At 68.4% G+C, this 20,226-nt stretch carries 13 protein-coding genes; 6 read left to right on the forward strand and 7 right to left on the reverse strand.

All coding sequences use genetic code 11. The features are described 5' to 3' along the window. Positions 1–75 precede the first annotated feature (75 nt). The gene (locus tag I5Q34_RS34390) at positions 76–1,215 is read right to left on the reverse strand and encodes an acyl-CoA dehydrogenase family protein (RefSeq protein WP_234428449.1); all 1,140 of its coding nucleotides are present in this window, start codon (positions 1,213–1,215) and stop codon (positions 76–78) included. After that, a complete protein-coding gene (locus I5Q34_RS05675; RefSeq protein ID WP_199891041.1) occupies positions 1,212–2,819 on the reverse strand; it encodes an aldehyde dehydrogenase in 1,608 nt (535 codons plus the stop codon). Before I5Q34_RS05675 ends, I5Q34_RS34390 begins: the two co-directional genes overlap by 4 nt. A gap of 285 nt (positions 2,820–3,104) precedes the next feature. Between I5Q34_RS05675 and I5Q34_RS05680 the strand changes: the two genes are divergently transcribed. Then, on the forward strand, positions 3,105–3,584 hold the full coding sequence (locus I5Q34_RS05680; RefSeq protein ID WP_277965644.1) for an SRPBCC family protein: 480 nt from the start codon (positions 3,105–3,107) through the stop codon (positions 3,582–3,584). 275 nt (positions 3,585–3,859) lie between these two features. Here I5Q34_RS05680 and I5Q34_RS05685 read toward each other — a convergent pair whose 3' ends face one another. Further along, complete coding sequence (locus I5Q34_RS05685; protein WP_199891042.1) at positions 3,860–4,657, reverse strand: alpha/beta fold hydrolase; 798 nt, start codon at positions 4,655–4,657, stop codon at positions 3,860–3,862. A 496-nt stretch (positions 4,658–5,153) separates the two neighbouring features. After that, a complete protein-coding gene (locus I5Q34_RS05690) occupies positions 5,154–6,176 on the reverse strand; it encodes a ParB/RepB/Spo0J family partition protein (protein ID WP_277965643.1) in 1,023 nt (340 codons plus the stop codon). 650 nt (positions 6,177–6,826) lie between these two features. Between I5Q34_RS05690 and I5Q34_RS05695 the strand changes: the two genes are divergently transcribed. The 3 genes from I5Q34_RS05695 (at position 6,827) to I5Q34_RS05705 (ending at position 13,540) form a co-directional block, all read left to right on the forward strand. Next, positions 6,827–9,937 (forward strand): amino acid adenylation domain-containing protein, encoded by a 3,111-nt coding sequence (locus tag I5Q34_RS05695; RefSeq protein ID WP_199891043.1) that lies wholly within the window; start codon positions 6,827–6,829, stop codon positions 9,935–9,937. Next, on the forward strand, positions 9,934–12,789 hold the full coding sequence (locus I5Q34_RS05700) for a polyketide synthase (RefSeq protein WP_199891044.1): 2,856 nt from the start codon (positions 9,934–9,936) through the stop codon (positions 12,787–12,789). Before I5Q34_RS05695 ends, I5Q34_RS05700 begins: the two co-directional genes overlap by 4 nt. Before the next feature lie 136 nt (positions 12,790–12,925). Then, entirely contained in the window at positions 12,926–13,540 is a 615-nt protein-coding gene (locus tag I5Q34_RS05705; protein WP_199891045.1) for a TetR/AcrR family transcriptional regulator, read from the forward strand. A gap of 1,361 nt (positions 13,541–14,901) precedes the next feature. On the opposite strand, the gene I5Q34_RS05710 is transcribed toward I5Q34_RS05705, so the two are convergent. Together I5Q34_RS05710 and I5Q34_RS05715 are read right to left on the reverse strand one after the other, a co-directional pair. Next, positions 14,902–15,510, reverse strand: coding sequence for a TetR/AcrR family transcriptional regulator (locus I5Q34_RS05710; protein WP_199891046.1), 609 nt, complete (start codon positions 15,508–15,510; stop codon positions 14,902–14,904). A 57-nt stretch (positions 15,511–15,567) separates the two neighbouring features. Further along, the gene (locus I5Q34_RS05715; protein ID WP_199891047.1) at positions 15,568–17,076 is read right to left on the reverse strand and encodes a hypothetical protein; all 1,509 of its coding nucleotides are present in this window, start codon (positions 17,074–17,076) and stop codon (positions 15,568–15,570) included. A 319-nt stretch (positions 17,077–17,395) separates the two neighbouring features. Between I5Q34_RS05715 and I5Q34_RS05720 the strand changes: the two genes are divergently transcribed. Together I5Q34_RS05720 and I5Q34_RS05725 are read left to right on the forward strand one after the other, a co-directional pair. Next, on the forward strand, positions 17,396–17,638 hold the full coding sequence (locus tag I5Q34_RS05720; protein ID WP_199891048.1) for a hypothetical protein: 243 nt from the start codon (positions 17,396–17,398) through the stop codon (positions 17,636–17,638). After that, positions 17,631–18,065 carry a hypothetical protein gene (locus I5Q34_RS05725; protein WP_199891049.1) on the forward strand — a complete coding sequence of 145 codons (435 nt, stop codon included), beginning with the start codon at positions 17,631–17,633 and terminating at the stop codon, positions 18,063–18,065. The genes I5Q34_RS05720 and I5Q34_RS05725 overlap by 8 nt, the downstream gene beginning before the upstream one ends. 52 nt (positions 18,066–18,117) lie before the next feature. Here the strand turns inward: I5Q34_RS05725 and glgB are convergent. Beyond that, the coding region (gene glgB, locus I5Q34_RS05730) for a 1,4-alpha-glucan branching enzyme (RefSeq protein WP_199891050.1) at positions 18,118–20,226 on the reverse strand (2,109 nt) is incomplete at its 5' end.

Genomic DNA, 20,226 nt, shown 5'->3' on the forward strand with positions numbered 1-20,226 from the left:
GCGGGTGGGGACGCGGGTGAGCGCTGCGTGCTCTGCGGGGGTGGTTGGGGCGGCAGGGGGTGTTTCCGGCCGAAGTCAGGACAGCCGGAGGGGCAGCCCGGCTTGATGGTCGAGGAGCGCCTGGGCGCTGCTCGACCGGGAGGGCGGATGGAAGGCCAGGGCACGGCTCACCGCGAGCAGGTAGCCGACCTCGGGCGACGCGATGTAGGCCATGCCGCCCAGTAGTTCGGCGGCTCGGTCTGCGGCCTCCACCAGTAGGTCTTGGGCGGCGAACCGCGCAGTGAGTACAGCGGCGAGCTCGTCGTCCCCGATCTCGCCGGTCTCGACGACCCTGGCCTGGTTCTCGACCAGGGCGATGGCGGCCTCCAGCTTGGTGATCAGCGCAGCACGGTCGGTGACACTGCCGCGAGCGGCGGCGAGGGTCTGCTCGGCCAGACGGGCCACAGCCCCGGTGTACGCCGAGGTGACCAATAGCTCGAACCATACGAATCCGACGGTCTGAAGCGTGTCGAGACCGCTCCCCAGAGTCACTTTGAGCTTGAGCATGGCTTCGGTCGGGACCTCGACATCGTCCAGCCGGACTTCGTCGCTCTCCGCGCCCGCCAGGTAGGGGCTGACCCAGAACGGATGCCGGGTGATGCCGGGGGACGCGGCCGGGATCAGCGCAACACCCAGTTCGGTGCCGCCGTCCGGCAGAGGGATCGTGACGCTGGCGGAGAGCATGTCCATCGAGCGGGCGAGGCTGCATGGCTTCTTCGAGCCGGTCACTCGGTAGCCGCCGTCGACAGGGCGGGCGTTCATCATCGCGCTGAGGATGCCCCGCCCGGATCGCCCCTCGGCGAATCCGGACGCCACCAGCAGGTCGTCCCGGGCGATGCTCTCGATCACCAGCCATTCCAGACCGGATGCCTGGGTGGAGCCGGTGAGGGCGACGAGGCTGGCCACGGAGAAGTTGTGCATCGTCGCGGCTATGGCGAGTGAGGGCGACAACGCGCCAAGGGCCCGGGTCACCCGGACTGCTTCCAGTGCGCTCGCACCGCGCCCACCGTACGCAGTGGGCACCAGCAGGCCCGGGCCCCCGGAGCGACGGAAGGTGTCCAGGCCGGGGCTCTCCCGGGACTCCAGGGCCTCCAACGACACCGGGGTCAAGCTTTCGACCAGGCCGGGAAGGAACCTCTCACACGCTTCTTGGGCGAGCCGCATGGAATGTGTCATTGCGCTGTCTCCACCTCGGTCAGGGCGTCAAAGGCCGCCTCTCGCGGTCGGATGCCGTCGGTGATGCTCACGCCCTGAAGACGGGACGTGCGCAGCATGGGGTAATTCGCCTCACCGCCGGGTCCTCCGGTCAGTCCGTTGCCGCCGTGGGAGGGCAGCAGCGACAGGAACCCGATGTGCGAGTCATTGACCTTGAGCAGGCCGGCGTTGCCGACCTCGGTGACGAACCGGTCCATCACTGACTTGTCCCGCGTCCACAGCGAGTTACGCAGGCCGTAGGCGTTCTTCTCGACGAAGTCGATGACGGCACTGAGCAACTCGTCGTCGGGTGCCTCTTCGGGGACAACGACGGGCAGCAGCGGGAAGAACGTCTCGTACCGGACGGCGTCGAGGTCGGTGGCCCCCTTCAGCCCGTGCACTCGCAGCACGGTGGGTTCGAGGAAGAGCCCGATGTCGTCGACACGGCCGTCCACATCGATTCGGCGACCGCCGCATACCAGTTCTGCACCGCCGGCCAGGGCCTGTTCGAGCACGGAGACATAGGACTCTGGCCGGAGCACCGGGGAGAGCAGCACGCCAGGGTCTTCCGGGTATCCGGGCCGGATCTCCCTGGCAATAAGGCGCAACCGGTCCAGCAACTGGTCAGCGATCCGGGGATGGACGACTGCCCGGTTGGGCGCCATACAGACCTGTCCAGAGCCGTAGAAGGACTCCGCGAGCGCCTCCGCTGCGTAGTCGAGATCGGCATCGTGCCAAACCACGACAGTGTCGTTGCCGGCAAGTTCGAGGACTGGCTTCTTGCCACGCGCCACGCACTCGGCGCCGAAGGCGATGCCTTTGCCGCTGGCACCGAAGTACATGATGTCGTTGACCAGTGGGCTGGCCAGCCAGTGGTCGAGTGTCTTTCGAGCGTCCGAGCAGACGATGTTGAGAAGGCCCACCGGTGCGCCGACCCGTTCCAGGGCAGGCACCACCAGCTCGTGCAGCGCGTGCAGCACACCGAGCGGTGCGCTGACAGGTGCTCGGACGACGAGCGAGTTTCCTGCCGCCAGGGCCCAGACGCCAAGCATCGAGTTGGCAACTGTCGCGTTCTGCGGTGGATTGAGGCAAACGACGCCGTCCGCGACCCGGCGGATGGTCATCCTCCGAGGACCGACGATGTGAGTGGTTTCCATCTGGCTTTCCAGCCAAGTACGAGTCTGGGGACCAGTATTGGCCAGCAGGCCCGTCATCTCCCAACGGGCGAGCGCCCTGGGATGTCCCTCGGTGGCCATCAGATCGATGATGTCCTCGAATTTCTCGAGGACCAGCGTGCGGAACTCCTCGACCATCCGCATCCGGGTCTTCAGCGGCTCCTTTCGCCACTGCCGGGCTGCCGAGGCTGCGGCGGCCAGTGCGGCCTCGACGTCATGCTGGTCAGCGATCGAGACTCGCCCCACCACCTGCTCGGGGGCGTCAGAGGGGGAGATCCGTCCGTTCTCCAGGCCGCGCTTGAGGGCCAGCGATCCGAAGAAGTCACTCAAAAGCGCGGAAGACCGCACGGTGTACACCCAGTTGGTGCCGGGACGATCTCGGCCGGCTGCGTATGCGCCATAGCTCAGCATCGCGTCACTCCTGATCTTGGTCGGGTGGTGCCCGGCATGGAAAACACGCCGGCTTTGCGGCTCGCGCCGGCAAGGCCGGGCAAGGGGAACCCGGGGGGAGGAGGTCGGAGTCGGCCGTCGAAGCATCCCTGGGGAGTCTGAGCCCGGAGGGCTGTGCTGACCGGCGGCCATGTCGGAACGGCCCGTCTCGACCTAAGCTAGGCTCCGCCCGACTTACCGTCAAGGACGATCAGTTGACGGGCGTGTGCACGCCGACTGCCGAGATGTGTCGCACCGGAGGTTTCTGTGATCCGCCAGTGGTCCGTTGAAGAAAGCATCGTGATCGGCTCCCGTCCCGATGCCGTGTTCCGCGCGGTGAGCGACGTGCGCAGGATGGGCGAATGGAGTCCGGAATGCCGGGCCGTGTGGCTCTGCCAGCGGCCGGTGCGCGAGGGCTCCTTCTTCATCGGATTCAACCGGCGTGGACTCGCTCTCTGGTTCACGTCCTGCCGGGTCACCTGCTGTGACCCGGGGCAGGAATTCACCTTCCGAGTAAGCGCCTTCGGCCTACCGGTGGCCCACTGGGGCTACCGCTTCGAACCTGCCTCGGACGGAAGCACGATCGTCACCGAGTGCTGGCGGGACCTGCGGACCGGGCGCGGCGCCCGGCTCACCGAGTTGCTGGGGCTGATCTTCACCGCCACCCGGCCGGTCGACCGGGCACGGGTGAACCGGGCGGGCATGCGCACCACGCTTACCCGGCTGAAGCAGACCTGCGAAGCCTGAGCAGGCCGCTCCACCTACGTGTACTGACGACTTGGAGAGGAGCGCAGCCGTGGTTGCCGTTCTCGCGCTGCGGCCGGCTGCGGAGCATCCGCTGCTGAAGCTCCTGCTCGCTGGGGTCCGGGCACGCCCGCGGGCTGCCCACCCACCTCACCACGCGCACTGGCGCTGTTTTCGACAGCGCATATGCCCTGTTCGCTGCCTACTTGGAAGATGCATGGCAGCAGGTGTTCCCGGAACGGTGGCGCCTGAGGTCGGATCCTGACGCCAGGCCACTCTCAGGTGGCTCGGCCCGCCATCATCATGAGTTCTGCGTGGACGCGTCCGAGGACCCGGCCGTATGTTCCGGGGTCGGTAAGAGGTAACAAGTGCGGGCCCGGGACATGGACCAGCCGAGCTGGTGTGCCTGCTCTGCGGACGCGGTCCAGGAACTGTCTCTCCTGGAGCCTCAGCAGTGGGTCGTCAAGCCCGTTGGCGAACACCACAGGTGTGGTGACGCGGGCGGCGACCGACAGCATGTCCTGGTGGCGAACCGCGTCGATGGCTTCGGCGAACCCGCGCGGGGACAGGCCGCCAGCCATGACCGCCTGGTAGCTCTCGGCGGGTAGTGCCCGGCGCAGTACCTGCGCATTGAACCGGTGCGCTCGCTGCCCCCCGAGGCGGCGCTGCACCAGGGCTGCCGCCCTGTGCAGGATCAGCAGTGGTCCGTCGGTTCTCAGAGTGGCGCCGTGCACGAACAGGCCGGCGGCCCTGTCGTGCAGGTGGGCGCCGTAGGCGAGAGCGGCTACCCCGCCGAGCGAGCTGCCCGCGACGACGGGTTTACGACCGGTGGCGGCAGTCGCCTCCCTGACGGCTGCGGCCACTCGCTCGATCGCACCGTCCAGCGTGAAGTGATGGTCGAGCAGGGCACCGTGACCCGGCAGGTCGCAGGCGGTGACACGGTATGTTCCGGGAAGGCGGGCCGTGACGGGGACCCACATGTGGGCGGACAGGCGGATCCCGTGGATGAGGACGAGTGGGTGTCCGTCATCGGGGCCGGCGGTCCAAAGCCCCGGCTCCTGGGCGCGGAAGAACATTGATCAGGGGACCCCTTCGAGGTTCGCGATGTGCCTGAGTGAATTACGACGAAACCGCTGTGCAATTCATCGAGATCACGACTCCGGTGTCTTTGCTGTCATCGGATGCTGCTGGCGCACATACTGCACAGGAAATGGCGTGATCTGCACTTTGGGAAGGGAGGGGCGAGTGGGCATCGCAGAAAGGTTGTCTTGGTCACTTGAGGTGTCAGGATGAGCAGCACGGACGGGCGCAGGATGCTGTACTTGGAGTTGGTCAGGAAGCATGAACGGGGACGGCTGCTCCCCAGGGAACCGAGTCGCGGATGCCTGCCCCGTCGACCCGCCACGTCGGCGTCAGGAGACTCCGTGGCATGCGGTGGGCCGAATGATCCGCAACCATAACTGTCGGGCTGAGGGCGCGCCATCACCTGTGGTGCGGGGATCCTCGAGCAGTGTTCAACCCCTGCGAATCCGGCAGTTGCACACCTGCTGCTGGTTTGCGAACGCGGCTGCGTCATGCCTTGCGTTCGAGGTCATCGGCAAACTCAGCCCAAGCATCGGCGCACACGCGAGCGAACCGGCCAACCAGCTGGAGACTGTGGCTCGGCACTGCGTCCGCGAGCTTGTCGCGGTGCCGGTCGAGCAGTGCGTTGGCTGTGAGGAGCCGCAACAACAGCCTGCCATTCTCGGCGTACTTGAGCGATGGGTCCCTCAATAGCGGTTTCAGCAGCGCGGTGTGATTCCCTGTCTCCTCGAGCGCCTGCTGCTGCGGGAGATCCGGGCTTCTCCACCCGGCGCCTCGTTCCGGACCGGTTTGCTGCTCGGCGTCAGCAGCTTCCTCTCGGCTCCGCTTGACACTCAGTGGGCCGGGCCGCTGTGACGCCGCGGCGGCACGGTGCTCCCGAGCGGGCGGGGGCGGGGTACTGGCCCGCCGCAAGGTGGTGGGCACCGGGTCCTCACCGCGGCTGACGCGAGTCCGTACATCGCGCACTGTGCCGGGGGAGATGCCGGCAAGCCGGGCTATCTGCCGGAGCGAGGCTGTGGGCATTTCGGCGACCAACTGCGCGGCGAGCACGCGCCCTTGGGAGCTGTCCAACGGCCTAGTGCGGCCGTCCCGACCCAGCCGCGTTGTCTGCTCATTGCCCACTTGTATGACCCGACGGATCTGACTCACCGTCCTGGCGGACAAACCCGTCGTCTCGGCGATTGCCCGGTTCGACCAGTGTCCGTGTGTCTCGATGATGCGGCTCGCCGCGGCCGTGCGGTCGCTCAGGGAGAGCGGGAGGCCATGCATGATGTTCTCGCGCACGGCGATTAGGAAGACGTCCCGCAGAGGGCCGTCGAAGAAGCGGACCCGGATCCTGCTCTCGCCGCGGGCGACGGCTGCTCTCAAGCGGTGCATGCCGTCCACCACGCGCATGGAGGCCCGGTGCACGATGATCGGCGGCAGCACGGCTCCCGAGGAGGCGAGCACTTGTGTGTGCTGCGGGTCCTCACCGTCCGTGCGGGGCGAATCGGCGGGCAGCAGATTGCTCACAGGCACAAGTTCCACTTCGGAGAGTCGGGAGAGGTGGCCTTTCCTCCCTGGTCCGGCGCTGCGCCTCGTCTCCCGGCCCGGTTCTGCGGCTTCGGTTCGTACGCTCACTGTTCCCCCCCAGGGAATGCTGGTACGTCGCCCCGGACCACACGAACAGAATGGCTGCAACCCCGCGTGCAACTGATGCATATTCGGCCCGGACCGAGGCAACTTTAGCTGGCTGTTGGCCATGAAATGGAGTGCGCGAAAGTTGCTTGACGGAGCCGAGGTGGCTCGGTAGCGTGGGTCGAGCCGCATCGTTCTGGAGAAGCTCACAACTCGCCAAGTTCCTGACTGAGCTGCGGATATGTCGCCCAGTTCTGGTAGGGGCGGCGGGTGTCGACTTCAAGGTTTCCCTACGCGGAACCACCTGTCTCCTACGTGCCGTCAGCGTGTCGGCAGCCCCCATGCTCTTACCCGGCTGCCATTCCGGTCACCCTTCCGTAATAGGTGGAAACGACGCGCCAATGCTCGGGTCCTGTTGCTGCTGCGCAGTCAGGGATTCCGAGGCGGGCTCAAGGAGATTCACCGCGCTTGAGGAGGCATCCGCAGCGGCGAGACGCGCATGCCGGGGGCTTTGCCCTCGTGAACCGGCTATCACTCATGGGGGGATGAAGAGAATGCATGGGCGCACAGCCGCTCTGACGGCTGCACAGCACAAGCTCTACCTGCACGGAAAGGTCTTTCCCAAGGACACCTCGCACAACCTGGCGATCGCGCTCCGTATGCCGGGTGATCTCGACGCCGCGCGACTGCGCCTGGCCGTTGAGACGTTCCTCAATGCGAACGTCGCGTTCAACACCGTGTTTAGTGAGCACGAAGGCGATGTCAGGGCGGTGTACGACCCGAACCTTCGCTACAGCGTGCCCCTCTCCCACCACGAAGGAGATGCCGCCGAATGGGTCCGGGAGCGGATGTCGCGGATGGCACGCCGGCAACTCCCAGCCGATCGCTGGCCGCTGTACGAGTACGAGGTCGCCCGGGACGAGCACGCCACGTACCTCACCATCCTCATGTCGCACCTGATCTGCGATGTCTTCAGCTTCTACCGGGTCGGCCGTGAGATCGGGCGCCTCTACGCAGACCCCTCCGCCCAGCCTGTGGGTGCCGATACGAGCCCGCTGGACTTCCCCGACGACCCGCGCCCCGCTCCAGGGGCGAAGGAGTTCTTCCGCTCGATGCTGGGCAGCCTGCGCACGCTCTCCATGGACCAGCTCGAATCGAGCCGCAACGACGATGAGATCCTTGAGGGTTCCCACCTCTGGCTTCCGCTCGAGCGTGAGTTGAGCGATGCCATTAGCAAGACGGCGGCTGAGCTGGGCGTTCGCAAGTTCAGTTTCTTTCTGGGGGTGCACATGTTGCTCTTGGGCACTCTCAGCGGCAGCCGCACCGTCATCACTGCCGTCCCGTTGGGTAACCGGCGCAGACACCCTGGTCAGGACGCCGCTTTCGGCTATTTCGTCAACACGTTGCCACTCGCCGTGGGACTCGATGCCTACACCACGTTCGGCGAACTGTGCCGGGACCTTGAGGACCGAATGGGCTCACTGATCCGCTTCGAGGATTTCGACCTCGCAGCTTGTGCAGCCGAGGTCATGCCGGCCGGCCGCACCGGTCGGCTCACTCCCAGTAGCTCCTTCACCTACTACCGGGAACAACTCGCCTTCCGCGTCGGTGATCGACCTGCCGAGAGTCTTGAAATCGACCGGCGCGACCTGATCTACCCAGTCGTCGCCAGGGTCGAGGACCTGGGTGGCACGTACGGCTATCACCTCGCGTACACCGATGCCCTGGTGTCGAGCGGGCCGGAGGAGGTTCTGCTGACTTTGTTGCGATCCGTGGCACGCGGTCACGACACCAACCTGCACGAGGCGCGGGGCGTCTCTCCTGACCGAGCCCGAGCCATCGATGCCATGGTCAACCGACATGCGTCCTTCCTCACCCCGCCCTCACTCCAGTCCGTCTTCGAGGACCGGGCCACTGAGTACCCGGATCGGATCGCCGTTCAGTACGGAACAGAATCCCGCACCTACCGGGAACTCGATGAGCAGGCAAACCGGATCGCTCGCCAACTGCGGCTGACGGTCAGCGCTGAACATGTGGCTGTTGCCCTCGACCGAGGCTGTGACCTGATCGCAGTGCTCCTGGGCGTCCTGAAGGCGGGCAAGACCTACATCCCGCTGGACGCGACATCACCGGAGACGAGAGTGCGACATGTCATCGGCCAGTTCGAGGACCTGCCGCTAATCGTCGGCCCGGACACCTTCCCGGGTTTCGTACACGAGGGGTGTATTCCGCTGGGCGGCCTTCTGGAGGACGCGGCCGCCCTTCCCAGCACCCCGCTGCCCAGGCAGGACCTGCGGGACCGCCCGGCATATGTGATCTTCACCTCCGGGTCGACGGGCAAGCCCAAGGGCGTGCAGGTCACCCATGCCAACGTGTTGCGGCTCTTCCTCGCCAGCCACGAGCACTTCCGGTTCACTGCCGATGATGTCTGGTGCCTCTTTCACTCGTACGCCTTCGACTTCGCAGTGTGGGAGATGTACGGAGCACTGCTCCACGGCGGCCGGTTGGTCATCCCGGCGGATACGGTTCGCAAGTCACCCGATCAGTTCGCGGACTTCCTCAGCGAAACGGGCGTGACGGTGCTCAACCAGACGCCATCCGCCTTCCGGCAGCTCGTCCAGGCCTTCGATGGCCGGCACGTCGGCCGCAACCGGGTCCGCTGCATCATCTTCGGTGGCGAGGCGCTCCAGTTCGACAGTCTCGGGAGATGGCTCGATCTGTTCGGCAACCAGGCCGAGTTGGTCAACATGTACGGCATTACCGAGACGACGGTTCACGTGACCTACTACCGCGTGACTGCGCAGGATGTCGCCGAGCGTCGGCCGAGCATCATCGGCAAGCCACTGGCGGACCTGGCGATCCGCATCGTGGACCGCGAGTTGGCTCCGGTCCCGGTCGGCGTCCCGGGCGAGATGTTGGTGTCGGGGGGCGGAGTCTCCTTGGGCTACCTGGGACAGCCGGAGCTCACTGCAGAACGCTTCGTCGAACTTCCCGGCGAGCAGGGCCGCTTCTACCGCTCGGGGGATCTCGCCCGAATGCTGCCCGATGGCGACCTCGTCTACATGGGCCGTATGGACCAGCAGGTCCAGTTGCGTGGATACCGCATCGAACCCGGAGAGGTGGAGGTGGCGCTGCGCGGTGTTCCAGGTGTCGCCGACTGCGCTGTCCTGCTCGACGAGCGCACGCCGGAACCGAGGCTGGTCGCGTTCGTGGTGGCCGCGGTACCGCTGGACGAGCGGGAGGTGCGTGCCACGATGAAATCCCGTGTGCCGAGCTACATGTTGCCGTCGTTGTACGTCACCGTGCCGACGTTGCCACTGACGATGAACGGAAAGGTGGACACATCCGCACTGCCCTGGCCCGGGACCGAGGAGGGCGGTCAGCTGTCGCTGGTCGAGACCGACCGTAGCGTGACACCCGCGATGGGCATGGTGGCCCGCGTGTGGCGTGAAGTTCTCGGCTTCTCCGAATTCACGGCGGATGACCGCTTCTTCGACATTGGAGGTTCCTCAGCGCAGGTGATCCAGGTTCATGAGCGCCTGCGCGAGGAATCGGCCCCTGGTCTCGAAATGATTGATCTTTTCGAGTACACGACTGTCCGCGAACTGGCCAACCATCTCGAGGCGCTGGCCGAGGCTGCTGGGAGCATGGCATGACTAAGAAATCCATGGACGACATGGCTCCTTTGTCCCCGAACGCCAGTGACGTCGAGGAGCCTGTGGCTGTCGTCGGCATGGCCGTACGCCTGCCCGGAACCCGTACCCTCGACGTGTTCTGGCGGAACTTGATGAATGGAGCTTCGGCCGTCCGTGAGTTCACCGAGAAGGAGCTGGACGCCGCTGGAGTTCCCGAGCGGGTGCGCGCACACCCTGGTCATGTGGCGCGCGGGGTGACCTTGGAAGACGTTGAACAGTTCGATGCGGACTTCTTCGGTTTCACTCCCCAGGAGGCGCGGGTGACCGACCCGCAGCAACGGATCTTCCTGGAAACCTGTTGGCGAGCGCTGGAGGACGCCGGTGTAGCGCCCCAGGTGTACCCAGGCGCCATCGGCGTATTCGCCTCGTCGACCATGAGCACGTACCTGCTGCACAACATTCTGCCCAGCGGCGAAGCCAGAGACGGGACCGACTTGAACTATCCCGTCCTCATCGGCAACGAGAAGGACTTCCTGGCCACCAGGGTCTCCTACAAGCTGGGGCTGACGGGGCCCAGCCAGACCGTCCAATCGGCCTGCTCCAGCTCAATGGTGGCTTTGCATCAAGCCGTAGCTGCGTTGATGTCGGGCGAATGCGACGTCGCGCTTGCCGGCGGGGTGAGCATAACCGTTCCACAGACGTCCGGTTACGTGTACAAAGAGGGCGGCATCGCTTCCGCCGACGGTCACTGCCGCCCATTCGATGCCGCGGCGAGCGGCACTGTGCGCGGCAACGGCGCGGGCGTCGCCGTCCTGAAGCGGCTCGGAAAGGCGCTCGCGGACCGGGACCGCATCTATGCTGTGATCCGGGGCAGCGCCGTGAACAACGATGGGTCCGACAAGATCGGCTTCACTGCGCCCAGCATACGGGGGCAGGCCCGGGCGATCGCTGCCGCACTTACTGCGGCCCGGACGAACGCCGATGAGATTGGCTATGTGGAGGCGCACGGCACAGGAACAGCTCTCGGCGACCCCATAGAACTGCGGGCCCTCTCCCAGGCACACGGGGACGCGGCACACCCGTGTGCTCTGGGCAGTGTCAAGGCCAACTTCGGGCACATGGACGCCGCCGCAGGGATCATCGGCTTCATCAAGACCGCCCTGATCCTGCACCACCAAGTTGTGCCCCCGCAGATCAACTTCTCCTCCGCGAACCCGCACATCTCGCTGGAGCGCTCGCGGTACGTGATCCACACCGAGGCGCATGTGCCATCCGCGCCGATCACGGCTGCTGCCGTCAGCTCCTTCGGGCTCGGCGGCACGAACAGCCACTGTGTCCTGGGCAGTCACCCGGTGGAGGAACGACCCCTGCCGCCATCCGGTGCGACGTATGTCCTCGTCCTGTCGGCCCGGACCACCGGGGCCCTCACTCAGCAGGCCGATCAGCTCAGGTCGTGGCTCTGCGACGCGCGGCTGAGGCTCGACGACCTTGCGTTCACGCTCGGCACGGGACGTGTGCACTGGGAGGAGCGACTCGCGCTGCCGGCCCGTACGCTGGAGGATGCCTGTGCTGGGCTCGATGCCTTCCTGACGAAGGGAGTGCGTGCCGGGGACCACCCGGTGGCCCGAGCTTTTGTCGCGGGCGAACAGATCGCTCCGCAGCAGCTCGGAGATTTCGCTGCCGCGAAGAAGGCGTCCCTGCCCGCCTATCCCTTCGCGCCGCGCCCCCATTGGGTCGCCCCGGCAGCCACCGATCCGGCAACCCCAGCGGTGGAAGCATCTGCGTCCGCCTCGGAGCCCCCCGGCCCTGAGGTTACTGCTACGGCGGTGGAGAAGAGAGTCGTCCGTGTCCTCGAAAAGCTCTTGGGCGTCGAGGAGATCGGTCCCGACGACGACTTCTTCGAGCTGGGCGGCGATTCCCTCGCCGCCGTCGACGCGGTCAGCATCTTGCACGACGCATACCAGGTCGACCTGGGTGTGGACGAGTTCGCCAACCTGCGCACCCCGCGGGCGATGAGCGCGCACGTCGCACAATTGGTCCGGGGGATGACGTCCCGCTCCGCCACTGTCCAGGTGCGCGACGGTGCGGGCCCGCACTTGTTCCTCATCTACCCAGCGGGCGGTACCAACTTCTGTTACTTCCGGCTCGCTGAGCACCTGAGGTTTGACGGACCGCTCACCGCGTTCTCCTACCCCCGGGAACTCGGCGATGGGCCGGTGACGATCCGAGAGCTCGCCAAGCTGTACATCGGGCATATGAAGGCAGTCCAGCCGGCAGGGCCCTACCGGCTCGCGGGCTACTCGTTCGGCGGCAACCTTGCCTTCGAGGTCGCGCTCCAACTGCAGCGGGATGGGGAGAAGATCTCGGGGCTGTACCTCTTTGATGCACACCCCCCTGAGGCCTACGTTGGCGAGTCCCTGACCGAGGAGGAGTTCCTGGGCGCCCTGCCGCAGATGATCGCATCGGTGATGCCGGGCACGGACATCACGCGGGACGCTGCTCCCCCGCGCACGATGGAGGAGGTGGTTGAGGTGCTCAAGGCGCGGCCCGACTGGCTCGCCTCCAGTGAGGAGGAGCTCGTGCGGTTCGTTAAGATCTGGCGCCACAACCACGAGGCGCTCAAGGGCTATTACCCGGACGGGAAGGTGGAGGGACGCGTCGTGATCTTCGATGCTGAGGAGCCGCATCCGGAGGAGGAAGTGGCCCTGCTGCGCATCAAGCTTCTCGGCAAGGACTACTGGCGGGCACACCTTGCCGACGATCCAACTGTGGTACCGGTACCCGGCAATCACTACACGATGTTCACGAACCTCGAGCTCGTACCCCGCTTGGCCGCCGCGCTCCAAGCCGAACTGGACAGGCCCAGAGCGTGAGGCCGGGAGGTGGCCAGGCATGAATCGGCCGTGGTAGAACGAAACGCAACGTTCTTACGTGCATTCGCGCGGCACCGTGGTGACTTCACCGCGGTGCCGCGCGTACGCCCTTCCAGCGCCCGAGGGATCGAGGAGCATGGGTACGAAGCGCACGCTGACGCGTATTGATGGTGATTCCGGGTCCAGCATGCGGGACCTGGAGGCCCGGCGGCGGATCCTGTCGGTCACCCATCAGATGCTCGTCACGCAGGGCTACGCACGAATGACGATTGGTGGTGTGGCGGCCAACGCCGGGGTCGGTAAGGCCACCATCTACCGCACCTGGCCGAACAAGCCCGCGCTGACCCTGGATGCCCTGCGCGAGAGATTACCCAAGGTGCCCACAGCAGACCTCGGGGACAGCCGAGCGGAGATGCTTGCCACAGCTGGCACTCTGGCGAGCCTGTTCGGGTTGTCCGAGGTCCGCTCGGCATTGCCCGGCCTGATCGCCGACTCCGCCGGGTCTCCTGATCTCGAACGGAGTCTTCAGGACAAGCTCATTGGGGAGCGCAAGAAGCTCTCCGCGCGGTGCCTCCAGCGGGCGATCGAGCGAGGTGTCCTGCCACCGGACACAGACGTTTCCATGATCCTGGACAGCTGGGCGGGTCTGATGCTGTTCCGGTGCGTGTTCTTCAGTCAGGTTCTTGACAAGTCGGACGTGGAACGCCTCGTCGACACAACATTGGCTGCGCCCCTGCAGCGTTCGGCGTGACCGCTGTGCAAGGCCGGCCGTCCACCTCTCGCGGTGAGGTGTGAGCAGGGCTCTACGGGCGGAGGGGTGCCAAATCCTCGGATCTTTGAGTTGTTCATGCCGTATGGGACTGTGTTCGAAGCATGCGCCGGAACGGATGAAGGCGACGAGGTGAGGCGCGTTCACGGTTACCATCGCCGCTGACCAGACTCGACGAGCTTGACGCCATCGCGAGGACGGTGGGGGAGCTGGCGCTGCAGTAGCCTTCGTCCGCAGCCCGGAAGGTGGAGAAGGCGGACTCGATCGAGTCCGTGGTCAGCCAGGCGGATCCGGTGCCAGGCGGGGAAGTCGTCGAAGGCCGACGGCTGTTCCTGGCGTCGGTGGAGTTTCTTGACGACTTCAGGGATTTGCGCGCTGTGGAGCTTGGCAGAACGTGGTGAGACGGTCGCCTTGGCATGCTGCCGGCCCTCGGCGTTGGAGATGCCTCGGACGGCCATCTCCGCGCCGGACTGGGCGGGGCATGGAGTCGAGGACAATGGTCGTTCCGTAAACCCACTCGTGCGGCAGAACCGGCCCAGGACTCGGACGACTCGCGGTAGCTCCGTGTCCGGCTTGCTCGGGGCGGGCGTAGGCATCGGTGGGAAGGGCGCCAGGCGGTGGGTGGTCTCAGGTCGTGGGCGAGCCAGACCAGTTTGTGGCAGCCAGTCAGCGTGCGCGAGCGGGTCTCGAGATCGAGGTGGTCGAGGGTTCCAGCGCCGACGAAGCTTTGTTGTATGGGGGTTGGGGCGCATGTCCGCACACCGGTACGAGTGCTGGCGCGGCCTGTAGCGCGCTACGTTGCTCGAATCGCATTCAGGAGGTGGTCTTGTGCTTCCAACGATGAAAGAGCACGGATGCGCGCCCGAGCACCATACGAAGACCGTGGATCAAGACGGCGTGGTGCAGGCCGAGAAGTGCGCCCGGTGCGGCTACACGCTCACGTATGGGCCAGCTCTGCCGCATCCCGGGGATGCTCCGGACCGCCGACGACGCGGACCGGACAGAAGGGAGTAGCACCATGTCATGTGTGACTCCGGGGTGTCCCGGCACGATGAACCGCGAAGATGACGATGAATGCTGGTACGAGTGCGACACCTGCCATGTGCGCATGCAGTTCCAGTGACCCTCGCATGGCGCTCCGACGCGGCCCTGTCCGCGCGCTTCCCCGAGGCGCACGGACGGGGTTCCTCCGTTGGCTGGCGACCTCGGCTTGTGCCCGCCTGCTGACTGCCGACGACGGCCGGTGCCCGATGGTGACGGCAGTCAGCAGACCGGGCCCCTGGCCGTATCCGGGGCGGCGGTCCAGCCCTCGGCCATCGTGCCGGGGCTCGCTCACTCGCCCCTCACTCGCCCCGCACCCGCGCCACCAGCTCCACCGCCGCCCCCACCGGCACCCCCGCCCCCGCCAGTACCGTCACCGCCGCCGAGCGGCCCGCCTCCTCCGGGGCCAGGACGCCGTCGTTGACGGCCTGCATCAGGCCGAAGAGCACCTGCTCGTTGGCGTACGCCAGTGCCGCCGCCGGCAGGGGTGACGTGAAGCGGCCCGCGTCCAGGCCGCGTTGGAGGAGTTCCTCGGTCTCCCGGCGGACCGGTTCCAGGCGGCGCAGGATGCCCTCGACCGTGACGCTGCGCCGGGCCATGGACACCAACAGGCGGTAGCGGTCGGCGATTTCCCAGGTGGCGAGGGTGGCGCGGGCCAGCTCCTCGGCGGGGTCGGCGGGGTCGGTCACGGCGCGGAGCGCGGCCGCGCGGGCGGCGGCGACGGAGGCGGCCGCGTCGTCGACGAGCGCCGCGACCAGCGCCTCGCGGCTGGGGAAGTGGCCGTAGACCGTGCGTCGGACGACGCCCGCCGCACGGGCGATCCGGTCCATGCTCGCCTCCGGTTCGCGGAGCAGCTCCGCGAGGGCGACGTCAAGGATGCGGCGGCGATTGGCGCTCGCTCTGCCGGTCATCGGTTCTTCACTTCTCCTCGGGCCGTCCGGCCTCACATTGTGCAATGAGGGACGCCGTTACGGCTCGGGGGCCGAGCGGTGGCCGAGGACGGGCGGCCGGACGGGGACGCGGATCAGGGCCGTCGACAAGTCCTTCGGGGCGGGGAGCGGCTGGGGTGCGTCCGGTTCCGGGGGCGGCGTGGTCCCGTCCGGGCTCAGCATCGCCAGCAGGCGTTCCGCCGTCTCCCCGTCGCCGGCGTGGCGCAGGGCCTCCGCCAGGGCCCGCGCCTCGGTCGGGGAACGGTGGACGGCGACGGCGCTCAGGAGCCAGTCGACGTCGTCCGGGCGCCCGGCCTCCCGCAGGGCCGCCACCAGCGGAGGGACGTCCGGGACGGGCCGCTGGTGGCCGGCCGCCAGGAGGATCTGGAACGCGTCGGTGTACTGCACGGCCTCCCGCAGCGCGGCCAGCACCTCCAGGACGCGCCGGGGCGGCCCGAGCCGGGCGATCGCGGTCCGCAGCTTGGTGGCGTCCACGTCCCGGTGGCCCGAGGCGAGGGCCTCCAGCACGCCGGGCACGCGACGCGCGGGCCGGTGGCGGACGACGGCGGACAGCACCGAGGCGAAGTCGGCGAACCGGCCGTCCGTGTCCAGCAGGGCCAGCACCTGCCGCACATACCCCGGCGTGTTGTCCCGTCCCACGGCGAGCGCGATGCGCTCCGCCTCCTCGGCCCGGCCCCGCGCCCGGGCCTCGGCCAGCGTGTGGACGGTCGCCAGCGGGTACGTGTCCGGGGCGGACGGACGGACGACGTGCCGCTGGTCGGGGTGGCCGTCCGGCACGCTGTCCGTCCCGTCCGGCCGGACAGGACGGACGTCCTCCGCCCGGGCCGCGAACGCCTCGAACGTCTCGCGCAGCGCCTCCAGTTCCGCCCGCGCGCGGTCCAGCTCCTCGGTCAGCTGCTTCCGGTCCGCCTCGCTGTGCGCCAGTTCCTCGGCCAGCCGCTTCCGGTCCTCGCGGGCCAGACCCAGCAGACGGGCCCCGTCGCGGGGGACGCGCGGCCCGGACGCCCCCTCGCGCAGCACCGCCAAGTCGTCCTCCAGCGAACCGAACCGGGTCAGCAGCGCCATGGTCATCTCGTGCCAGGCGTCCCGGTCCCGCTCCGCCGCGGCGGCCCGGGACACGGCGTGACGGTACGCGTCCGGGGCGGACTCCTCGTCGTCCCCGGACCCGGACGCCGGGGAGGCGGACGGTCCGCCGGTCCGCCGGGGCGCGGCGCAGTAGCGCTGCCAGGCCGGAAGTGCCGCTTCCTGTTTGCGGTTGAACCCCGCGCGGTCCCGCGAGCACACGTCCGCGACGGCCTCGATGAAGTCCCACTGCGGGTTCACGCCCGCGAGCCGCTGCGACACCGTCGTCCGGCCCGGGACGTGTCCGTCCCGGAAGTGCTCGGGCTGGAGTCTCGCGACCAGGTCCCGCACGCTCAGCCCGGCCTCGTCCACCCAGGAGCGCATCAGACGCGCGAGCTCGTCGGCATCGGCGGAGACGCCGTGCGGCGAACCCCAGCGTCCTTTCCGCCCCCCTTCCTCGGCCAACGTCCTTCTCCCGTCTTCGCCATGGCAATGGATCCCGTCCGTGCCCGTCCGGCCGACCACCCGGACCGGTGGACCAGCGGATTCCGGTGAGCGAACCTCAACGGGAAGCCGGTCACCGGGAGATCCCACGGATCTCCTACTCAAGCACGCCCCGCGCCCCCGCTGTGCACGGTCCAGGACCAATTCCGGGAGGAATCCCGGGTGTACGCAGGAATGTCGCACGAGCGAACGGGGTGGGAGGTGGCGAGGTTCCGGTTCTCGCGTGCCCGCACCGCCGTACGGCGCCGCCCGCGCCGACGCGTAGTCAACGGAGAAGAACGTGTCCCAGATCATCGACCAGCAGCACCTGGACCTGACGCGGCAATGGCTCGAAGTCGCCCTCGCGCTGCGCGTGTTCGGCCCTGATGTGTTCCGGTTGCTGCACCGCCTGCTCGCCCTCGCCGTACAGGCCGGCATCGCCGGTATCGTCGGCGGAGGCCGGCACTCGTCCGCACCGCCGCCCTCGCGCCGCTCCGCCGCCCCGCCCCCGCCGCCCTGCCGGCACGGGGACGACCATGACTGACCGCGACGACGGCGTGGTGGCCCGCCGGCCGGACGCGGAGCGGCTCTCGTACCGGGCCTTCCGCCTCGGCCGCCGCGCGGACTACCTGCGCTTCGCCCGCGCCCGGCTGGGCTCGGAGGCCGCGGCGGCGGAGGCCGTGGAGCGGGCCTTCGACGTCATCCGCGACAACTGGCCGGCGCTGCTGCGCATGGCACAGCTGGAGCGGTGCGCGTGGACGCTCCTCGTCCGCCACGTCAGGGACCTGGCCGTCCTGGAGCCGGCCGTCCGGGAGCAACCGCCCGCACGGGAGCAACTGGCCGCACGGGAACCGGCCGTCCAGGAACAGGCCCGCCGTGAACCCGCCGTCCGCGGACGGGACGCCCGGGACGGCCGGGACGCGGCCCCCCGCGACCGTCCCGCCCCCACCCCGCGCGGGGACGCCCCGTGAGCGACGGCCCGGCGCGTCACGGCCCCGGGCCGCCCGGACGAAGCCCCCCGCGTCACCCCGCCCGCAGCCACACCGTCGCCAGCGGCGGCAGCGTCAGCTCCACGCTCACCGGGTGCCCGTGCGACGGCACCGGACACGCCTTGACCGGACCGTCGTTGGCCACCCCGCCGCCGCCGTAGCGCGCCGCGTCCGTGTTGAGGCACTCCTCCCACACGGCGTGCCGGCCGGGCACGCCGAGCCGGTAGGCGTGCCGGACGACGGGGGAGAAGTTGCTCACCGCCAGCAGCGGCGGGCCGTCGTCGGCGAACCGCAGGAAGGCCAGGACGTTGTCCTCGGCCGCGTCCCCGACGACCCACGCGAAGCCCTCCGGGCGGGTGTCCCGCTCCCACAGGGCGGGCGTGGCGCGGTAGGCCGCGTTGAGGTCGCGGACCAGGTCCCGCACGCCACGGTGGTCCGCCTCGGCCGCGTACGAGGGGTCCAGCAGCCACCAGTCCGGGCCGTGCCCCTCGGACCACTCCGCCCCCTGGGCGAACTCCTGTCCCATGAAGAGCAGTTGCTTGCCGGGATGGGACCACATGAAGCCCAGGAAGGCCCGGTGGTCCGCCCGCTGCTGCCACCAGTCGCCCGGCATCTTGGAGACCAGCGACCGCTTGCCGTGCACCACCTCGTCGTGCGAGATCGGCAGGACGTAGTTCTCGCTGTACGCGTAGACCATGGCGAACGTCATCGTGCCGTGGTGGTACTTGCGGTGCACCGGCTCCTTGGTCATGTACTCCAGGGAGTCGTGCATCCAGCCCATGTTCCACTTCAGGCCGAAGCCCAGGCCGCCGAAGCCCCCGGGGCCGACGTGGTGGGTGGCCCGGGTGACCCCGTCCCAGGCGGTGGACTCCTCGGCGACGGTCACCACGCCCGGGCAGCGGCGGTAGACGGTGGCGTTCATCTCCTGGAGGAAGGCCACCGCGTCCAGGTTCTCCCGCCCGCCGTGCTCGTTGGGCGTCCACCGGCCCGGCCCGCGCGAGTAGTCGAGGTAGAGCATCGAGGCCACCGCGTCCACCCGCAGCCCGTCGACGTGGTACTCCTCGCACCAGTACACGGCGTTCGCCACCAGGAAGTTGCGCACCTCCGCGCGGCCGTAGTCGAACTCCAGCGTCCCCCAGTCCGGATGGGCCGCCCGCAGCGGGTCCCCCGGCTCGTACAGCGGACGCCCGTCGAACTCCGCCAGCGCCCAGTCGTCCCGCGGGAAGTGCGCCGGCACCCAGTCCACCAGCACCCCGATGCCCGCCCGGTGCAGCGCGTCCACCAGGAACTTGAAGTCGTCCGGCGTGCCCAGCCGGGCCGTCGGCGCGTAGAAGCCGGTGACCTGGTAGCCCCACGAGCCCCCGAAGGGATGCTCCGCCACCGGCAGGAACTCCACGTGCGTGAAGCCCAGGTCCTTGACGTACGCGGGGAGTTGCGCGGCCAGCCGCCGGTAGTCCAGCCCCGGGCGCCAGGACGGCAGGTGCACCTCGTAGACGGAGAAGGGCGCCGCGTGCGCCGGCCGCGCGCCCCTGCGGGCCATCCACGCGCCGTCCCGCCACACGTGGTGCGAGGCGTGCACCACCGAGGCGGTGGCGGGCGGCGCCTCGGTGCGCCGCGCCATCGGGTCCGCGCGCAGCGTGTGCGAGCCGTCCGGGCGCGTGATGTCGAACTTGTACAGCTCGCCCTCGCCCACCCCGGGGACGAACAGCTCCCACACCCCCGTCGCGCCCAGCGAGCGCATCGGATGGGCCGTGCCGTCCCAGTAGTTGAAGTCCCCGGCCACCCGCACCCCGAGCGCGTTCGGCGCCCACACGGTGAACCGGGTGCCGGCCACGCCCTGGTGGGTCATCGGCTCCGCCCCGAGCGCCCGCCACAGCTCCTCGTGCCGCCCCTCGCCGATCAGGTGCAGGTCCAGCTCGCCGAGGGCCGGCAGGAAGCGGTACGGGTCCTCGGCCTCCACCTCGGCGTCCGCGTAGACCACGTGCAGCCGGTACTCCGGGACGTCCCCGACCGGCAGCAGCCCGGCGAAGAACCCGTCCCCCTCGGGCAGCAGCGCGGCCCGCAGCCCTTCGGCGACGACGGTCACCGACCGGGCGTGCGGCCGCAGCGCCCGGATCGCGACACCGCCCGCCGCCGGGTGCGC

Origin of the sequence: Streptomyces sp. AV19, from assembly GCF_015999245.1 — a bacterium.
GTDB lineage: Bacteria > Actinomycetota > Actinomycetes > Streptomycetales > Streptomycetaceae > Streptomyces.

Coding starts and splice junctions, on each gene's coding strand:
- I5Q34_RS34390 (WP_234428449.1), bottom strand. CDS start 1,215: ATGACACATTCCATGCGGCTCGCCCAAGAAGCGTGTGAGAGGTTCCTT.
- I5Q34_RS05675 (WP_199891041.1), bottom strand. CDS start 2,819: ATGCTGAGCTATGGCGCATACGCAGCCGGCCGAGATCGTCCCGGCACC.
- I5Q34_RS05685 (WP_199891042.1), bottom strand. CDS start 4,657: ATGTTCTTCCGCGCCCAGGAGCCGGGGCTTTGGACCGCCGGCCCCGAT.
- I5Q34_RS05695 (WP_199891043.1), top strand. CDS start 6,827: ATGAAGAGAATGCATGGGCGCACAGCCGCTCTGACGGCTGCACAGCAC.
- I5Q34_RS05700 (WP_199891044.1), top strand. CDS start 9,934: ATGACTAAGAAATCCATGGACGACATGGCTCCTTTGTCCCCGAACGCC.
- I5Q34_RS05705 (WP_199891045.1), top strand. CDS start 12,926: ATGGGTACGAAGCGCACGCTGACGCGTATTGATGGTGATTCCGGGTCC.
- I5Q34_RS05710 (WP_199891046.1), bottom strand. CDS start 15,510: ATGACCGGCAGAGCGAGCGCCAATCGCCGCCGCATCCTTGACGTCGCC.
- I5Q34_RS05725 (WP_199891049.1), top strand. CDS start 17,631: ATGACTGACCGCGACGACGGCGTGGTGGCCCGCCGGCCGGACGCGGAG.